This window comes from Amycolatopsis sp. VS8301801F10 (genome assembly GCF_046195355.1).
Lineage (GTDB): Bacteria > Actinomycetota > Actinomycetes > Mycobacteriales > Pseudonocardiaceae > Amycolatopsis.
This window is the reverse complement of record NZ_CP176065.1, coordinates 1,928,662-1,943,941: the sequence shown is the minus strand read 5'-3', so window position 1 is coordinate 1,943,941 and position 15,280 is coordinate 1,928,662. Positions and strand designations below refer to the sequence as shown.

The window sequence follows — 15,280 nt, the reverse complement described above, 5'->3', positions numbered from 1 at the left end:
CACCGTCAGGAAGGGGCTCTCCCGGCTGGGAGGGTCCCTTCCTGCATTGCTCCCCTGAAAGTGCGGGCATCGAACGCATGTTCTACGATGCCCGCGTACCCAACCCAGATCCGGGCAAGGAGACGACACGAATGTCCGTGGAAGCCTTGACGCACGACGAGGACACTGCGGCCGGGCCGGCGGCGGCGTCATCGCCGCAGGCCGCCGGCACCCCGGAGGCCCCGGAAGTCGCCGAGCCCACTGCCGCTGGAGAAGCTTCGAGCGCCCCGGCGGACGCTCCGAAGCCGGAGTCTTCGCAGGCTGAGGAGACCCCGGCGGTCGAATCGCCGAAGCCGAAGCGCGGCCGTCCGAAGGCCGCGGCGTCGACGGCGAAGAAGACCCGCACCGTGGAGCTGACGCTCACCGTCACCGGCACGGCGGACGGCGAGTGGCAGGCCGAGCTGAAGAACGGCGCCAAGTGGGTCGCGAAGGGCCTGGCGATCCCGGCCGCGGCGGTGTCGCGTGCGGCGAAGGAACTGCACGACGACCTGTCCGGCCCGATCGACGAGGTCATCAACGCCGCCCGCGAGGCGCAGGCCGCGAAGGTCGCGCAGCTGGAGGCCGAGCTGGAGGCCGCGAAGGCGGCGCTGGCCGAACTCGACAACTGAGCCAGACCCGGTTCGCCCGGGTCCGGTGTCCGCTGGGGCGCCGGACCCGGGCGTTCGTCGTTTCAGCCCACCGGCGGCCGTCCGGGCAGCGGGGCCTTGAACTCGATCCACCGGCTGTCGGCGAGCGCTTCGACGTGGTGGCGCACGCCGCGCGGATGCACCACGACGTCGCCCGGCCCGAGTTCGGACCACACCCCGTCGACCGTGCCGCGCAGCCGCCCTTCCAGCACGTGCACGATGCTGTCGTGGTCGTGACTGTGCTCGGCCGACGCGACGCCCGCCGGATAACGGATTTCGTACGCCAGCCCGTGTTCCGCCCGTGCCCGTTCGCGGATCAGCCCGGTGCCGCCGCGCAACGGCTGGCCCTCCACCACCGACAACGTCCGCCACTGCTGCTCCATCCCGGCAGCCTATTCGCCCGGTCAGGCAAGGCACAATTCATTGAGGATTGCCTTTCTTAACCGAATTCCAGAACTCGGGAAAATGTCGCGCGGAAACAATTTCCGTGATTCACTGAAGCCGTGACCGAAACGATGGGCGACGCGGTGCACGCGCACGAGCCGCACGAGGACGTCGGCGGCAAGCTCAACTGGCTGCGCGCGGGGGTTCTCGGCGCGAACGACGGGATCGTGTCCGTGGCGGGCATCGTCGTGGGCGTCGCGGGAGCCACCACCGACAGCACCACGATCCTCACCGCGGGAATTGCCGGGCTCGTCGCGGGCGCGTTTTCCATGGCGGGCGGGGAATACGTGAGCGTGAGCACCCAGCGTGACACCGAACGCGCGCTGCTGCGGCTCGAGAAGCACGAACTGAAAACGATGCCGGAGGCCGAGGAACGCGAACTCGCGCAGATCTACGAGGACAAAGGCCTCTCGCCGGAGCTGGCCAAGCAGGTCGCGCGCGAGCTGACCGAAAAGGACCCGCTGCAGGCGCACGCGGAAGCCGAACTCGGCATCGACCCGGACAACCTGACCAGCCCGTGGCAGGCGGCGTGGGCGTCGCTGCTGGCGTTCTCCGTCGGCGCGCTGCTGCCGTTGCTGGCGATCGCCTGGACGTCGGTCGGCGTCCGGGTATGGGCGTGCGCGCTGGCGGTGGTCGTCGGCCTCACGCTCACCGGTTTCGTGAGCGCGAGGCTCGGCAACGCACAGGTGGGGCGCGCGATCGTCCGCAACGTCGGCGTCGGCGCCCTCACCATGCTCGTCACTTACTTCGTCGGGGTGGCTTTCGGCACCACCGTGGGTTAATGAACCCCGCGCATCAGGCGACGGATCACCGGAATCAGCGCGAACAGCAGAAGTCCGATCGCGACCGCGACGCCGCCGATGATGCTGAAGTACGGCACCTCGTCGTGCGGGTCGTAGGACTGCGCGAGCTTGCCGGACAACGCCGTGCCCAGTGACACCGAAAGGAAGTTCAGCGCCACCATCTGCGTGCGGAACGCCTCCGGCGCGAGCTTCGTCGACAGCGAAAGCCCGACCGGCGACAGCATCAGCTCGGCGATGGTGAACACGAGCAGGATGCCGGCCAGCGCGAGCAGCGGGCTGCCGTTGTCGCCGGTGTGCGCCATCGGCAGGAACAGCAGAAACGCCACGCCCATGAGCACCGTGCCGAGCACGAACTTCATCGGGGTCGACGGCTGCTTCGGGCCGAGTTTCGTCCAGATCGCCGCGATGATCGGGGCGATCACGATGATGAACACCGGGTTGATCGAATTGACCCAGGACACCGGCATCGTCCAGCCGAACAGGTCGCGGTCGAGCCGCTGGTCGCTGTAGACCGAGACGACCGTCGCCTGCTGCTGGTACAGCGAGAAGAACGCGGCGCTGGCGATGTACATCGGGATGAACGACAGCACCCGGCTGCGCTCGTCCGAGGTGATCTTCTTGCTCGTCAGGATCGCCAGGAAGTACACGATCGAAATCGCGACGACCACGTAGACGACGACGTCGGCGAGGTTGTCCGGGGTGACGACGCCGGACATGATCAGCGCGACGACCGCGGCGACGATCACCACGGCGACGCCGATCACGAGCGCGCGCTGCGAGGACGGCAGCGGGTTCGGTACCTCGGACGCCTTCGCGCCGAGATTCTTCCGCCCGATCGTGTACTGGATCAGGCCGAGCGCCATGCCGATCGCGGCGAGGCCGAAACCGAAGTGGAACCCGAGGTTCTGCTGGGCCAGCCCGGTCAGCAGCGGGCCGATGAACCCGCCGAGGTTGACGCCCATGTAGAAGATCGTGAACCCGGCGTCGCGCCGCTCGTCGCCCTCGGCGTACAGCGTGCCGACCACCGAGGTCGCGTTGCCCTTGAGCCCGCCGGACCCGAGCGCGACGCATGCGAGGCCCACGCCGACGCCGGTCAGCCCGGGCAGCACCGCCAGCGCGATGTGCCCGATCATCACCACGATGGCGCTGTAGAAGAGCGTGCGTTCGGAGCCGAGCAGCCGGTCGGCGATCCACGCGCCGACGACCGTGGCGAGGTAGACCGTGCCGCCGTACGCGCCGACGATGCCGAGCGCGGCGCTTTGGTCGATCCCAAGGCCGCCCTTGTCGGCCTGGTAGTAGAGGTAGATGGCGAGGATGCCCTGCATCCCGTAGAAGGAGAAGCGCTCCCACATCTCCACGCCGAAGAGGTTCGCCAACCCCCTCGGGTGCCCGAAGAATCTGGTGTCGGCCTGGGCGTCGATAGGGGTGCTCACTACTGCCTCGTCCCTGTTTTCAACATCATTGTCGTTCTCTCCTCGCATGCTAGAAGGCGAACAGGTGAACGAAAAACCGGCGTCAGTATGGACTAGACAACTTGCCCGCCGCGATGGGCTGACCTGCGTTTGCGCCCGGTCGCCGGGGATGCGAGCGTCAACGGGCAATCGTGAGTTGCCGTTCGTCACAACGGGCGGTAATCGGCGACTGCGGACGGTAAACTGGACATCGGTGTGCCGGGAAGTCTGGTCGGCGGGAGAGCCGCCGTCCCCACAAGGAGTTTTTCGTGACCCCAGCACGCGCCGTCGCCGAATTCGCCCGTTTCCTTCGCACTGAAACCACCGGCGGGCTGATCCTGCTCGGCGCCACCGCGGTCGCGCTGATCTGGGCCAACTCGCCGCTCGCGCCGGCTTACGAGGCACTGCGCGACTTCCGGCTCGGCCCAGAATTCCTGCACCTCAACCTCACCCTCGGCGACTGGGCCAAGGACGGGCTGCTCGCCCTGTTCTTCTTCGTCGCCGGGCTTGAACTCAAACGAGAACTGGTGGTCGGCGAGCTGTCCCGGTGGCGGCAAGCGGTGCTGCCGGTGATCGCGGCGGTCGGCGGGATGGTCGTGCCCGCGGTGCTCGCGCTCTCGGTCGCCTGGGGAACGCCGGGCGTCGACCGGGCGTGGGCGATCCCGGTGGCCACGGACATCGCGTTCGCGCTCGGCGTGCTCGCGCTGACCGCCTCGAACCTGCCCAGCAGCGCGCGGGTCTTCCTGCTTTCCCTTGCCGTGGTGGACGACCTTGGCGCGATTCTCGTCATCGCGATCCTCTTCACCAGCAGTTTCAACCTGATCGCGGCGGCGGTCGCGGTGGTCGCGCTCGGGCTTTACGCCTTCCTGCAGCACAAACGCGTCCGCACGCCCTGGCTGTACGTGCCGATCGCGCTGATCACCTGGGTCGCGGTGCATTCGGCGGGCATCCACGCGACGATCGCCGGCGTCGCGCTCGGGCTGCTCACGCGGGTCCGCGAGGACGAGGGCGAGGAAGAAGCACCCGCGGTCCGGCTCGAACACCGTCTGCAGCCGTGGTCCGCGGCGGTGGCGGTGCCGGTGTTCGCCTTGTTCGCGGCGGGGATTTCGGTGAACGGCGACGCCCTGTCCACCGTTTTCACCACCGCGTTGCCGCTGGCTGTCCTCATCGGACTGGTCGTCGGGAAGTTCGTCGGCATCTTCGGCGCGAGCCTGCTGGCGGTGAAGCTGCACGTGGCGGAAAAGCCCAGCGGGATGAGCTGGCGAGACGTGGCCGCGCTGTCCGTGCTCGGCGGCGTCGGGTTCACCGTCAGCCTCCTGATCGCCGAACTCGCGCTGCCCGGCGAAGCGGCCGAAGTGGCCAAAGCGGCGGTCCTGATCGCCTCGGCGATCGCCTCGCTGACCGCGGCTCTGCTGCTCTTGCGGCGCAGCCGGGTGCACGCGAAGGCGGCTTGATCCCGACACTCCCGCCGGTCCGTCGCGCCTCGCATACGGTCACGTGGCACGATGACCCAGTGAGCAGCCCCAAACACGAGCGCACCAGCCCCGACGGCGTGGGGGCCGTGCCGTACCTGCCCCTGTCCAGCGACGAGGAAGCCGCGGCGAGCGAGCAGTCCATCGGCAAGCTCGTCGGCGACGCCACCCAGCACCTGTCGACGCTGGTCCGCGCCGAAATCGAGCTGGCGAAAGCCGAGCTGGCGCAGGAAGCGAAGAAGGCGCTCAAGGGGACGGTCTTCTTCCTGATCGCCCTCACCGTCTTTCTGTACAGCACCTTCTTCCTGTTCCTGCTGATCGCCGAGGGCCTGTCGGACTGGTGGGGCATCCGCTGGCCCGCGTTCGCGACGGTGTTCGGCCTGATGCTGGTCACTGTGGGCGCGACGGCGTTCCTCGGCTGGCGCAAGGTGAAGAAGCTGCGCGCGCCGGAACGCACCATCAGCAGCGTCAAGGAGACGGCCGAGGCGTTCAAGCGCAAGCCGGCCGAAGACGCCGACCTGCCCTCGACGCAGGGCTGACGCCAGCCCTCGCCCGGTGGTGGAGCTGACGCCGGACCCGTCGAGCGTGCGGGTCGACGGGCCGTGGACGCATCGCGACGTCTCGGCCAACGGCATCCGCCTGCACGTGGCCGAATGCGGCGAGGGCCCGTTAGTGCTGCTCCTGCACGGCTTCGCCGGTTTCTGGTGGACCTGGCGGCACCAGCTGCCCGCACTGGCCGACGCGGGTTTCCGCGCGGCAGCGGTAGATCTGCGCGGCTACGGAGACTCGGACAAACCCCCGCGCGGCTACGACGCGTGGACCCTGGCAGGCGACGTCGGCGGCCTGATCAAGGCACTGGGCGCCCGCCGGGCACACTTAGTAGGCCACGCCTGGGGCGGCATGCTCGCCTGGACAGTAGCCGCACTGCACCCGCGCCTGGTGTCGTCGGTGACCGCGATCGGAGCCGCACACCCGCTGGCGTTCAAGTCCGCGGTGAAGCGCGCCAGAAGCCAGATCCGCGCAGCAGGCCACCTTTTCCGCTTCCAGATACCGATGGCCCCGGAAAAATGGCTGGTCCGCGACAACGCGGCGGCAGTAGAAGAGCTGTTCAGCAAATGGTCCGGCGAAACCTGGCGAGCATCCACGGACTTCACCGAGACCGTCCCGTCGTTCCGCCAAGCCATGCTGGTCCCAGGCGTAGCCCACTCCGCACTGGAGTACTACCGCTGGGCCTTCCGCGCCCAATTCCGAGGCGAAGGCAGACGCTTCACCGACGCAGTGAACGCCCGCGTCAACGCCCCAGTACTGCAACTGCACGGCGCGGCTGACACCTGCATCCTCCCGGAAACCGCGACGGCGTCAGTCCACTGGGCAGGCCCGCACAGCGAACCGAAAATCTGGCCGAACATCGGCCACTTCCCCCACCTGGAAGACCCAGACCGAGTAACAAAGTCCGTTGTGGACTTCATCAGCTAGGGCCGCAAGGCCAAAAAAACCGCAGGCACCGCACCCAAACAGCGTGGCACCCAGCCCCTCCCCCACACCCCGATACGAAGCCTCCCTGCGGTCTGGGGGTGCTTGTCAAGGCATCTTTCCCGCCTTGACAAGCACCCCCAGACCGTCAGCACAATCGGGCTTCGGGGTGCCCCACGCAACCAACGAGCCGCAATGTCGCCGCCAGGCGACGAGCCGAACCCTCAATTAGCACAAGCCCCAGTCCCCACCCGCTCACTCTGCGAGGGAGCAGCCTCAACCTCACCCCGCACCTGATCCGCGGTCAACGTAAACCCAGTCTCCGGATCCTCAACCGCAGCCCCAAAAACCACCCCGATGACTTCCCCGTCCGGAGTAATCATCGGCCCTCCAGAATTCCCGCTCCGCACCGTCCCCCGAACAGTGAAAACATCCCGCTGCACAGTACGTGCGTCGTAAATATCCGGCCCGCGCAGATTGATCCGCCCCCGAACCCGAGCCGGAGTAGCCGTATAAGGCCCATCCAACGGATACCCCAGCACCACCGCGTTATCCCCGGCCTTCGCAGTCGTCGGCGCGAACGGCAACACCGGCGCCCGCAACCCGGGCACGGCAAGCACCGCCACATCGACCTCCGGATTGAAATAAACAACCCGAGCCCGATAATCCCCGGAGGTCGACTCGATCCCGACCTCCTCAGTCCCTGCCACCACATGCGCGTTAGTCATCACCCGCTGCGGCGCGACCACAAACCCACTGCCCTCAAGCGCCCGAGAACAAGAAGGCGCGTTCCCCCGAATCTTCACCACGCTGGGATGCACCCGCTTAGCCACCGCGGACACATTGAGCGAAGTATCCGGCGGCGGCGTATCCGCCGAGGGAGCCTTCTCAAACGGCGACAACGCAGACGGAAACCCAGACGCGTCAAGCAACTTCCGCAAATCACTGGGAAGCCCCTGCGCCTCAGCCGGCATCAGGTCGTTGACCTCGCCCAACACCACCGACGAGTTGATCGACTTGGCCAGCCCGGGAATCGCCGACACCGTCGTCAACGGATTCGCGACCAGCCAAGCGACCACGAACACCGCGGCCGCCTGCACAATCGCGCCGAGCGTCTTGTCGATGCCGGAAAGCTTGTCCGGATTGATCTTCTGCCGCAGCTTCCGCCCGACCCACACGCCGAGCGTCTCGCCCAGCACGATCAGGAACACCACCACCGCGAACGCGAACGCGACCTTCGCGACCGGGCTGTCGAAGAGGCTGATCACGAACGGGGCCAGTTTCACCCCGGCCACCGCGCCCAGCGCGACGCCCACGAGCGCGGGCAGCGCGACGATCACACCCTGGAACGCGCCGGAAACCGCCGCCATGACCGCGAGCAGCAGGACGACGACATCGACCCAGTTCACCGCGCCGTCACTCCTCGATAGTGCCGTCCCGGGCCGCCAACCGGCCCTGATGTTCGGCCCACGCTACGTCAAGCTCGCGCACATCGCCGGTGTCCCACTCCCGTTCCCAGCCGCCGAGGGAGAGCAGCACGGACAGCAGACCAGCGGTGAAGCCCCAGACGAACAGGCCGTCGACGGTGAACGCGGGACCCCGCCAGGACGCGTCGCCGCGGCGCACGGTGAACCGGTTCGCCGGGTCCGCGAGGTCGGCCAGCGCCACCCGCGCGACCGCCGCCGTCTCCGCCGGATCGACCGCGCGCACCGGCGACGGGGTGTGCCAGTGCGCCAGCACCGGCGTGACCGCGAACCGCGACACCGGCACGAACAGCTCCGGCAGCACCGCGACCGGCAGGATCCCCGACGGGTCGACGCCGGTCTCCTCCTCCGCTTCGCGCAGCGCGGTGCCGACCGGCCCGTCGTCGCCGTCCTCCGCGCCGCCGCCGGGGAACGAGACCTGCCCGGCGTGCGAGCCGAGCGTGTCCGCCCGCCGCTGCAGCAGGACGTCCGGACCGGCGCCACCAGGCCGTTCGCCGAACAAGATGAGCACCGCGGCGGCGCGGGTGAGCAGGTCGTCCGGCGGGCTGAACCGGGTGAACGTGCGGCTGTCGACCTCTCCGGACACCTTCACCAGCGGCCGCAGCCATTCCGGCACGGCTTCGGGTTCGACGAGCGGTCCGGTGGTCATGAGTAGTCCTTCACAGCAGCGCGCACCTGGTCAGTGTTGTCGAACAACCGCGGGTTCGCGATGAACCGGACCTGGCCGTCCGCGGTGACCAGGTACGACGCGGGCAGCGACGAGGGCGCCTTGAGCGCGGTGCGGATCGGGCCGGTCTGGCCGTCGCCGTCGTAGAGCGACGGCAGGTGCACGCCGAGCCGTTCGAACAGGCCGAGCCCGTCCGAGGCCGGGCTCGCGACCTGCACGCCGACCACGCGCACCGCGCCCGGCTCAGCCGCGTACCGCTGCAGCACCGGCAGTTCGGTACGGCACGGCTGGCACCACGACGCCCACACGTTGACCAGCACCGGACCGCCGCCGAGGACCTTGCCGACGTCCACCCGGGAGCCATCGCCGAGGCAGTCCGCCTCGATCCCGGACAGCCGGCCGACCTCCTTCGCCGCGGCGGGCGGGCAGGCCTGGAGCTTCGCCGCCGCCCGCGCGGCCGCGAGGTCGCCGGACGCGGGCGGCGCGGACTTCGCGTCGCCGCCGCGCAGCGTCAGGACCGCGACCAACGCGGCCACCGCCAGCACCGCGACCCCGAGCGCCCATTTGGTGACCGCGGTCACCCGCGCGCCGCCAGCTCGAGAATGTGGTCCTTCTCCGGCCCCTTGACCAGCTTCGCGGCCGCTTCGAACTCCGTGGGCCCGGTGCCGAACGACGGGCAGTCCTTGCGCAGCGGGCACGCGCCGCAGGCCGGTTTCCGGGCGTGGCACACGCGGCGGCCGTGGAAAATCACGCGGTGGGACAGCATCGTCCACTCTTTCCGCGGGATCAGTTCGCCGACCGCGTGCTCGACCTTGACCGGATCCTCTTCCGCGGTCCAGCCCCAGCGCCGCACGAGCCTGCCGAAGTGAGTGTCCACTGTGATTCCCGGCACGCCGAAAGCGTTGCCGAGCACGACATTCGCGGTCTTGCGGCCGACGCCGGGCAGCGTGACGAGGTCGTCCAGTTTCTTCGGCACCTCGCCGCCGTAGCGCTCCACGAGCGCCGCGCCGAGACCCATCAGCGAATTCGCCTTCGCCCGGAAAAACCCGGTCGTGCGCAGGTATTCCTCGAGTTCGGCGCGGTCGGCTCCGGCGTAATCGGCGGCGGTGCGGTACTTCGCGAACAACGCGGGCGTGACCAGGTTCACCCGCACGTCCGTCGTCTGCGCCGACAACACCACCGCGACCAGCAGTTCCAGCGGATTCGTGAAGTCCAGCTCGGCCTTGGCGTCCGGATAAACCTCGTCGAGGCAACGTTTCATCCGCCGGGCGCGTCTCACGAGGGCGAGCCGGCTTTCTTCGCGGTCCGCGCGGGGCCCGTTCGGGACAACAGGGGGCACCCCGATAGCCTACGGGCGAGTCGGACGAGCCGGTCGGGAGCATCCGCCGGTGGACGGCCGAACCGCCAGAGCACCACCTCTGCGGGCCGCGCGTCCGCCCTGAGCGAGGATCTGGAGATCCATGACCGAGTGCGTCACCGAAAACAGCGGAGCTGTGGCATGACCGTGTGGTTCGTGATCTTGGTCCCGCTGGTGATCATGTTCTTCGCGTTGTTCATGGAGCGGGTCGAAAGCCGGCTCAAGCACGTCGCGGTGCAGGAGAACGAGGTCGAGGAATTCCTGGAGCAGGCCCAGCCCAACGAGGTCAGGGCGCTGTACGGGCACGGGATCGGCCGCGCGCTCGAGCTCTTCCGGCTCCGCCGGCTCGGCGGACGGGCGGCCAGGCTACGCGCGCGCAAGGTGCGGAGTTAGGCTGCTCAGTCGGACGTGATCGTTCCAGGCAGCCGCGCCGGGCGCGGCGAGCCGACGAGCGATCCGCCCGACACGCCCTAGACTGACGCGAAAGTGATCGGCGACACTGCCTTCGACCTGCGAAGGAAGTGATCGTTTCTCGACGAGGAGGCACCCGAGGTGGACGAAACCCTGGCCCGTGCGGGCATTTTCCAGGGTGTGGAGCCGGCAGCGGCGGAGGCGCTGGCCCAGACCTTGGAATCCGTGGAGTTCCCCCGCGGCCATGTCATCTTCAACGAGGGCGAGCCGGGCGATCGGCTGTACATCATCCAGTCCGGCAAGGTGAAGATCGGCCGCAAGTCCCCGGACGGCCGCGAGAACCTGCTGTGGATCGCCGGTCCGTCCGACATGTTCGGCGAACTGTCCATCTTCGACCCCGGCCCGCGCACGTCCGGCGCCACGACGGTCACCGAGGTCCGCGCGGTCACCATGGACCGCCCGGCGCTGCGGCAGTGGATCGCCACCCGCCCGGAGATCGCCGAGCAGCTGCTGCGCGTCGTCGCGCGCCGCCTGCGCCGCACGAACAACATGGTCGCGGAGCTGATCTTCACCGACGTTCCGGGCCGCGTCGCCCGTGCGCTGCTGCAGCTGGCGCAGCGCTTCGGCAGCCAGGAGGCGGGCCTGCTGCGGGTCACCCACGACCTGACGCAGGAAGAGATCGCCCAGTACGTCGGCGCGTCCCGCGAGACCGTCAACAAGGCGCTCGCCGACTTCGCCCACCGCGGCTGGCTGCGGCTCGAGGGCAAGAGCGTGCTGATCCTGGACCCGGAGCGGCTCGCTCGCCGCGCCCGCTGATCTTCCCCCGAGCGGGTTAATCCGCACGGGTTTTTCGAAGGCCACCTCCTGCTGGGGGTGGCCTTCGTGCGTGCGTCCCCCACAAGAGCGGCATTCCTCGCGGACCCCGTGTCGCCGCCGGAACCGGGCGGTCCGGCCCGGAAAATGACAAGGAGCCGGGCGCCACCCCCGACGTGGCGCACCGGCTCCTCGCCTGCGCACGGATCATCCCCCGACGACCCGCGCTCCCCGCCCTCCGGACCAGGCCCCGACCCATATGCCGGAGGGAGCTGGGTGCTGCAGTGCTGTCCAGCCCGCAAGCGGGCTGTCGTTCAACCATCACGGCCAAAACTCACGAATTCAAGGCCTTTCACCCTCAAGGACGCCAAGACCGCGTCTTCGTTGCACGAGTTCACGAAGAATCCAGCTGGTGTTATCGGATCGAGACCTCTAAGTCACGCAACCGCGCCGCCACCGCCGCCGGGCCGGGCTGCTCGGCGATCCCGGCGGCGAGGGACTCCGCGGACGCCCGGTAGGTCCGGTCGGTGAGCACCGTCTGGACCGCGTCGAGAATTCCGTCGGCCGACTCGACCGCGATTCCGGCTTCCGCGGCCTGAATCTGCGCGGCGACTTCGAAATGATCAGTCGCCAACGGCAAAACCACGAGCGGCACCCCGTGCGCGAGCGCGCCGAGAACGGTTGCCGAACCGCCGTGACAGACCACCGCGTCGACCGCGGGCAGCAGCTGTGTCTGCGGCACGAACTGCTCGATCCGCACGTGGCCGGGTTGCTCGCCGAACCGGCTGAGGTCGCCGTCCCGGCCGATCGTCGCCACCACGTTCACCGGCTCGTCGCGCAGCGCGGCGACCATGCTTTCCAGCACTCCGGGCCGCGCGTTGTGGGTGGTGCCGAGGGTGACGTAGACGGTCCGGTCATACGGCAGCCCGTCAAGCACCGCCGGACGCGGGCCGGGCGTCGGCATCACGCCAGCGGGCTGGAGCGGCCAGCGCGTCGGGTACTCCCAGGCGACGTCAGCCGGGCGCAATTCCTCCGGCCAGAAGTCCAGGTAGGGCACTGCGTCGCGGGGCGGCAACTCGTCGAGGCCACGCTCGCGGACCAGGCCGTTCGCGACTTCCCAGGCCCGTTCCATGGTCGCGGCGGCCTTCGGCGGACCGATCGCGTGCATCGCGTACGGCACGCCGGCCAGGCCCGCGGCCATCACGGCGGCGCGTTCGGCGAGGTTGGCGATGACGAGGTCCGGCCGCCAGTCGCGGACGAACTCGACCATGCCGTCGAGCCGTCCGGCCGCGCCGAGGCCGACCAGATACTCCGCGACCAGGTGGGAGAGCCGCTCGTCCGCGGTCATCCCGGCCATTTCTTCGCGAGCCCGCTGCCACGTCGAAGCCGCGGCGGCCGGATCGCTCGGCTGCCCGACCGGCACCGCGCGCAGGCCGGTGTTTTCCAGATACCGCATGGCTTCCGGGCCGGTCACGAACGCGACTTCGTCCCCGGCTTCGCGTGCTGCCCGTGCGAGCGGAAGCATCGGCGCGAGATGGCTGTATCCGGCTCCGGAGGAGAACATCAGCCGCATCGCGCGAGCGTACTGGCTGACCCGATCGGGCGTGACCAAGATGACCGGAAAATTACTGGTACCTCCGTACCAATTTCGACATACTAGTACGCGTGTCCCAGTCTGCCCACTCCGAAGGCCGCACCACGCTCGCCGACTACCGTGCCGCGCTGACCGCCCCTGGCTCTCGCGGCCCGGTGATCGCGTCGATCCTCGCCCGGCTCCCGATCGCGATGATCGGCATTTCCGCGCTGCTGTACGTGCAGCGCGAAACCGGCTCGTTCGCCGCGGCCGGGCTGGTCTCGGCGAGTTCGCTCGCCGGGGTCTCGGTGGGCGCGGTCGTGCAGGGCAGGCTGATCGACCGGTTCGGGCCGAGCCGTCCGCTGCTGGTCGTCGCCGCGGTGTTCGCGCTGTCGATGGCGTCGCTCGCGATCGCGATCGAGGCGCATCTGCCGACGTTCGTGCTGATCCCGCTGGCCGCCGCGACCGGGCTCGCGGAGCCGATGGTGGGCTCCGCGTCGCGGGCGCTGTGGACGAAAATCCTGCCGGAAGGACCGGCGCGCAACGCCGCGCTGTCGTACGAGGCGATCAGCATGGAGGTCTTCTTCATCCTCGGCCCCGGCATCGCGGGCCTGCTGATCACCGCGCCGTGGGCGGGCACCGGCATGGTCGCCGGCTCGATCACCATGGTCACCGGTGCGGTGCTGTTCGCGCTGAACCCGACCGTGCGCGCGTGGGGTCCGGCCCCGAAGGCCAAGACGCCGCTGCTCGGCGCGCTGGCCAGCCCCGGAATGCGGACGCTCGCGGTGGCCGCGCTCGGTTTCGGCGTGGTGATCGGCTTCGTGGAGGTCGCCGTGCCCGCCGCCGCGACCGAATCCGGCCACCCTTCGCTCAGCGGTTTGCTGCTGTCCGCGTGGTCGCTGAGTTCGGTGGCGTTCGGAGTGGCCTACAGCCTGCACCCGTGGCCGCGCCGGCTGGGCCTGCGCCTGCCGGTCCTGCTGGGCGGTTTCGGTGCTCTTGTCGCCCTGCTTGCGCTTCCGTCGAGCCTGTGGGCGCTGGCGCTGCTGATGCTGCTGGCCGGAGCGATGATCACCCCGCAGTCGACCACCCATTCGGCAGCCATCGAGGTCGTCGCCCCGCGCGGCACCGCGGCCGAGGCGTTCGGCTGGGTCCTCACGGCGGTGACGCTGGGGCTGGCGGCCGGCCAGTCGGTGAGCGGCTACCTGGTCGAACACTCTGGGACCGCTGCGGCGTTCCTGGCCGCCGGGGTGGCCGGGGTCGCGCTGGCCGTGGTGGTGTGGCTGCTGCGGGGGACTGTGCGGGCGGCTTCGCCTTCGGTGGATGGCGAATTGGTCGGGGCGGCGAACTAGCCGTCTCTTCGCTCGCGGTCAGCACTGTCCGTGCTCCCGCGGTGAGGCGTTTTCGCAGCTCAACGGTCTTGGTCGCGGTTTTTGTCGGTGGTCGCCGCTACTTTGCGTGGCATGGATCTCACCTCCTTCGTGCGGCCGCTGGCAGCGGCCGTCACCGCCGCCGCCCGGCTCCTGTCGAGGCAAGCCCGCTTGCGCTTGCGAGCGAGCGCAACCGGATTAGTCGTGTCCGGCAACGACCGCGACCTGGCCGTCCAGCTGTCCTGCCCGGCGACCACACATGTGGACGGCGAAGTCGTAGTGCCAGCCGCGCCGTTCGCCGAAACGGTCCGGATGCTGGACGTCGACCAGGTCCGGCTGGCCGTCGAAGGAACCCGGCTCGCGATCCGCACGGACCATGCCCGCTTCGCCCTGCCCCTGTTGGACCGGGATCTGCTCCCCGAGCCAGCACCGCCACCGCTGCGGTCCAAAGTGGACGGAACAGCACTCGGCGAGGCCCTGCGCACCGTCGCCGGCACCGCCGCGAAGGACGATCCGCTCCCGGTATTCACCGGAGTGCGCGTGCAGTCGATGGGCGACGAACTATGCCTGACGGCATCCGACCGCTACCGAATGGCCGTGGCCCGCTTGCCGCTGCGAGAGGTTCGCGAGCCCATCGACGTCCTAGTCCCAGCCGCTTTGCTGACCGAAGCCGCCCGCCACGGCACCGGTCTGATGGGACTCCACACCGACCACGGTCACTTCGCGTTGAGCTGGCCCGGCGGCACCGTCACGACGGCGGTGCTTGACGCGGGTTTCCTGTCCGCGGACTCGATCCCGTCCGACGCGATCGACACGGAAGTCGAGGTAGGCGCCGACGAGTTGGCCGCAGCCATCCGCCGAGTCGGCGTCTATTCCGAGGACCGCCGGATCCTGACCCTGGAAGTCGGCGACGCCCACCTCCGCCTGGCCAGCGCGCGGCAAGACACCGGCGAGGCAGAGGAACTCCTGAAGGCAAACGTTTGCGGAGGCCGGACGTCGCCGTCCTTCCAGGCCCGGTACCTCCTGGACGCACTCGCCCCGTTCTCCGGAGAACGAATACGCCTGGCAATCCAGCCCGGACTGCGAGCGTGCGTCCTGACTCCGGCGGACGCGGAGGGACGGGAGGTGGGCTTGAAGTACTACTTGATGCCGATGCTGCCTCGGTAACCGCGTTCTCGGGTCGCGACGGTTCGGGCTGCGGCCGGGACGGCTGCAAACGGCGGCGAGCTACCCGCCGACCTCGCGCCAGCGGGTTCACCGGGAGCCGGTGCGGTGCGCCCGCAGCAAGGCCCGGACGACC

16 protein-coding genes are annotated in these 15,280 nt (G+C 69.2%); 9 read left to right on the top strand and 7 right to left on the bottom strand.

Annotated features, from left to right (window positions below):
- Window positions 1–131 precede the first annotated feature (131 nt).
- Complete coding sequence (locus F9C11_RS09425) at window positions 132–647, top strand: DUF6319 family protein (protein WP_409184488.1); 516 nt, start codon at window positions 132–134, stop codon at window positions 645–647.
- Between the two features lie 62 nt (window positions 648–709).
- On the opposite strand, the gene F9C11_RS09420 is transcribed toward F9C11_RS09425, so the two are convergent.
- Complete coding sequence (locus F9C11_RS09420) at window positions 710–1,048, bottom strand: cupin domain-containing protein (RefSeq protein ID WP_409184487.1); 339 nt, start codon at window positions 1,046–1,048, stop codon at window positions 710–712.
- Window positions 1,049–1,168: 120 nt separating this feature from the next.
- On the opposite strand from F9C11_RS09420, the gene F9C11_RS09415 reads away from it, so the two are divergent.
- Window positions 1,169–1,891 (top strand): VIT family protein, encoded by a 723-nt coding sequence (locus tag F9C11_RS09415; protein ID WP_409184486.1) that lies wholly within the window; start codon window positions 1,169–1,171, stop codon window positions 1,889–1,891.
- Here F9C11_RS09415 and F9C11_RS09410 read toward each other — a convergent pair.
- Complete coding sequence (locus tag F9C11_RS09410) at window positions 1,888–3,345, bottom strand: peptide MFS transporter (protein WP_409184485.1); 1,458 nt, start codon at window positions 3,343–3,345, stop codon at window positions 1,888–1,890. The genes F9C11_RS09415 and F9C11_RS09410 overlap by 4 nt on opposite strands.
- A gap of 287 nt (window positions 3,346–3,632) precedes the next feature.
- On the opposite strand from F9C11_RS09410, the gene nhaA reads away from it, so the two are divergent.
- Genes nhaA through F9C11_RS09395 form a run of 3 tightly spaced genes read left to right on the top strand, consistent with a single transcriptional unit; the run spans window position 3,633 to window position 6,311 of the window.
- Window positions 3,633–4,817: a Na+/H+ antiporter NhaA gene (gene nhaA, locus F9C11_RS09405; RefSeq protein ID WP_409184484.1), complete on the top strand. Its 1,185-nt coding sequence runs from the start codon at window positions 3,633–3,635 to the stop codon at window positions 4,815–4,817.
- Window positions 4,818–4,876: 59 nt separating this feature from the next.
- Window positions 4,877–5,374: a phage holin family protein gene (locus F9C11_RS09400; RefSeq protein ID WP_409184483.1), complete on the top strand. Its 498-nt coding sequence runs from the start codon at window positions 4,877–4,879 to the stop codon at window positions 5,372–5,374.
- Window positions 5,375–5,393: 19 nt separating this feature from the next.
- Window positions 5,394–6,311 carry an alpha/beta fold hydrolase gene (locus F9C11_RS09395; protein WP_409186857.1) on the top strand — a complete coding sequence of 306 codons (918 nt, stop codon included), beginning with the start codon at window positions 5,394–5,396 and terminating at the stop codon, window positions 6,309–6,311.
- A 221-nt stretch (window positions 6,312–6,532) separates the two neighbouring features.
- On the opposite strand, the gene F9C11_RS09390 is transcribed toward F9C11_RS09395, so the two are convergent.
- Genes F9C11_RS09390 through nth form a run of 4 tightly spaced genes read right to left on the bottom strand, consistent with a single transcriptional unit; the run spans window position 6,533 to window position 9,720 of the window.
- Window positions 6,533–7,717 (bottom strand): MarP family serine protease, encoded by a 1,185-nt coding sequence (locus F9C11_RS09390; protein ID WP_409184482.1) that lies wholly within the window; start codon window positions 7,715–7,717, stop codon window positions 6,533–6,535.
- 7 nt (window positions 7,718–7,724) lie between these two features.
- Window positions 7,725–8,441 carry an NUDIX hydrolase gene (locus F9C11_RS09385; RefSeq protein WP_409184481.1) on the bottom strand — a complete coding sequence of 239 codons (717 nt, stop codon included), beginning with the start codon at window positions 8,439–8,441 and terminating at the stop codon, window positions 7,725–7,727.
- Complete coding sequence (locus F9C11_RS09380) at window positions 8,438–9,040, bottom strand: TlpA family protein disulfide reductase (protein WP_409184480.1); 603 nt, start codon at window positions 9,038–9,040, stop codon at window positions 8,438–8,440. Before F9C11_RS09380 ends, F9C11_RS09385 begins: the two co-directional genes overlap by 4 nt.
- Entirely contained in the window at window positions 9,037–9,720 is a 684-nt protein-coding gene (gene nth / locus F9C11_RS09375) for an endonuclease III (RefSeq protein WP_409186856.1), read from the bottom strand. Before nth ends, F9C11_RS09380 begins: the two co-directional genes overlap by 4 nt.
- Window positions 9,721–9,957: 237 nt before the next feature.
- Here nth and F9C11_RS09370 point away from each other — a divergent pair, with 237 nt between their 5' ends.
- Both F9C11_RS09370 and F9C11_RS09365 read left to right on the top strand, forming a co-directional pair.
- Complete coding sequence (locus F9C11_RS09370; protein WP_037369289.1) at window positions 9,958–10,209, top strand: hypothetical protein; 252 nt, start codon at window positions 9,958–9,960, stop codon at window positions 10,207–10,209.
- Window positions 10,210–10,368: 159 nt separating this feature from the next.
- Window positions 10,369–11,043, top strand: a complete 675-nt coding sequence (locus F9C11_RS09365; RefSeq protein WP_009084463.1) for a Crp/Fnr family transcriptional regulator — start codon at window positions 10,369–10,371, stop codon at window positions 11,041–11,043.
- 412 nt (window positions 11,044–11,455) lie between these two features.
- Here F9C11_RS09365 and F9C11_RS09360 read toward each other — a convergent pair whose 3' ends face one another.
- Window positions 11,456–12,613, bottom strand: coding sequence for a glycosyltransferase (locus F9C11_RS09360; protein WP_409184479.1), 1,158 nt, complete (start codon window positions 12,611–12,613; stop codon window positions 11,456–11,458).
- Between the two features lie 92 nt (window positions 12,614–12,705).
- On the opposite strand from F9C11_RS09360, the gene F9C11_RS09355 reads away from it, so the two are divergent.
- Window positions 12,706–13,962 carry an MFS transporter gene (locus tag F9C11_RS09355; protein ID WP_409184478.1) on the top strand — a complete coding sequence of 419 codons (1,257 nt, stop codon included), beginning with the start codon at window positions 12,706–12,708 and terminating at the stop codon, window positions 13,960–13,962.
- A gap of 111 nt (window positions 13,963–14,073) precedes the next feature.
- Window positions 14,074–15,147 (top strand): DNA polymerase III subunit beta, encoded by a 1,074-nt coding sequence (dnaN, locus tag F9C11_RS09350; protein ID WP_409184477.1) that lies wholly within the window; start codon window positions 14,074–14,076, stop codon window positions 15,145–15,147.
- Window positions 15,148–15,280 lie beyond the last annotated feature (133 nt).

Coding starts and splice junctions, on each gene's coding strand:
- F9C11_RS09425 (WP_409184488.1), top strand. CDS start 132: ATGTCCGTGGAAGCCTTGACGCACGACGAGGACACTGCGGCCGGGCCG.
- F9C11_RS09420 (WP_409184487.1), bottom strand. CDS start 1,048: ATGGAGCAGCAGTGGCGGACGTTGTCGGTGGTGGAGGGCCAGCCGTTG.
- F9C11_RS09385 (WP_409184481.1), bottom strand. CDS start 8,441: ATGACCACCGGACCGCTCGTCGAACCCGAAGCCGTGCCGGAATGGCTG.
- nth (WP_409186856.1), bottom strand. CDS start 9,720: ATGAAACGTTGCCTCGACGAGGTTTATCCGGACGCCAAGGCCGAGCTG.
- F9C11_RS09370 (WP_037369289.1), top strand. CDS start 9,958: ATGACCGTGTGGTTCGTGATCTTGGTCCCGCTGGTGATCATGTTCTTC.
- F9C11_RS09360 (WP_409184479.1), bottom strand. CDS start 12,613: ATGCGGCTGATGTTCTCCTCCGGAGCCGGATACAGCCATCTCGCGCCG.
- dnaN (WP_409184477.1), top strand. CDS start 14,074: ATGGATCTCACCTCCTTCGTGCGGCCGCTGGCAGCGGCCGTCACCGCC.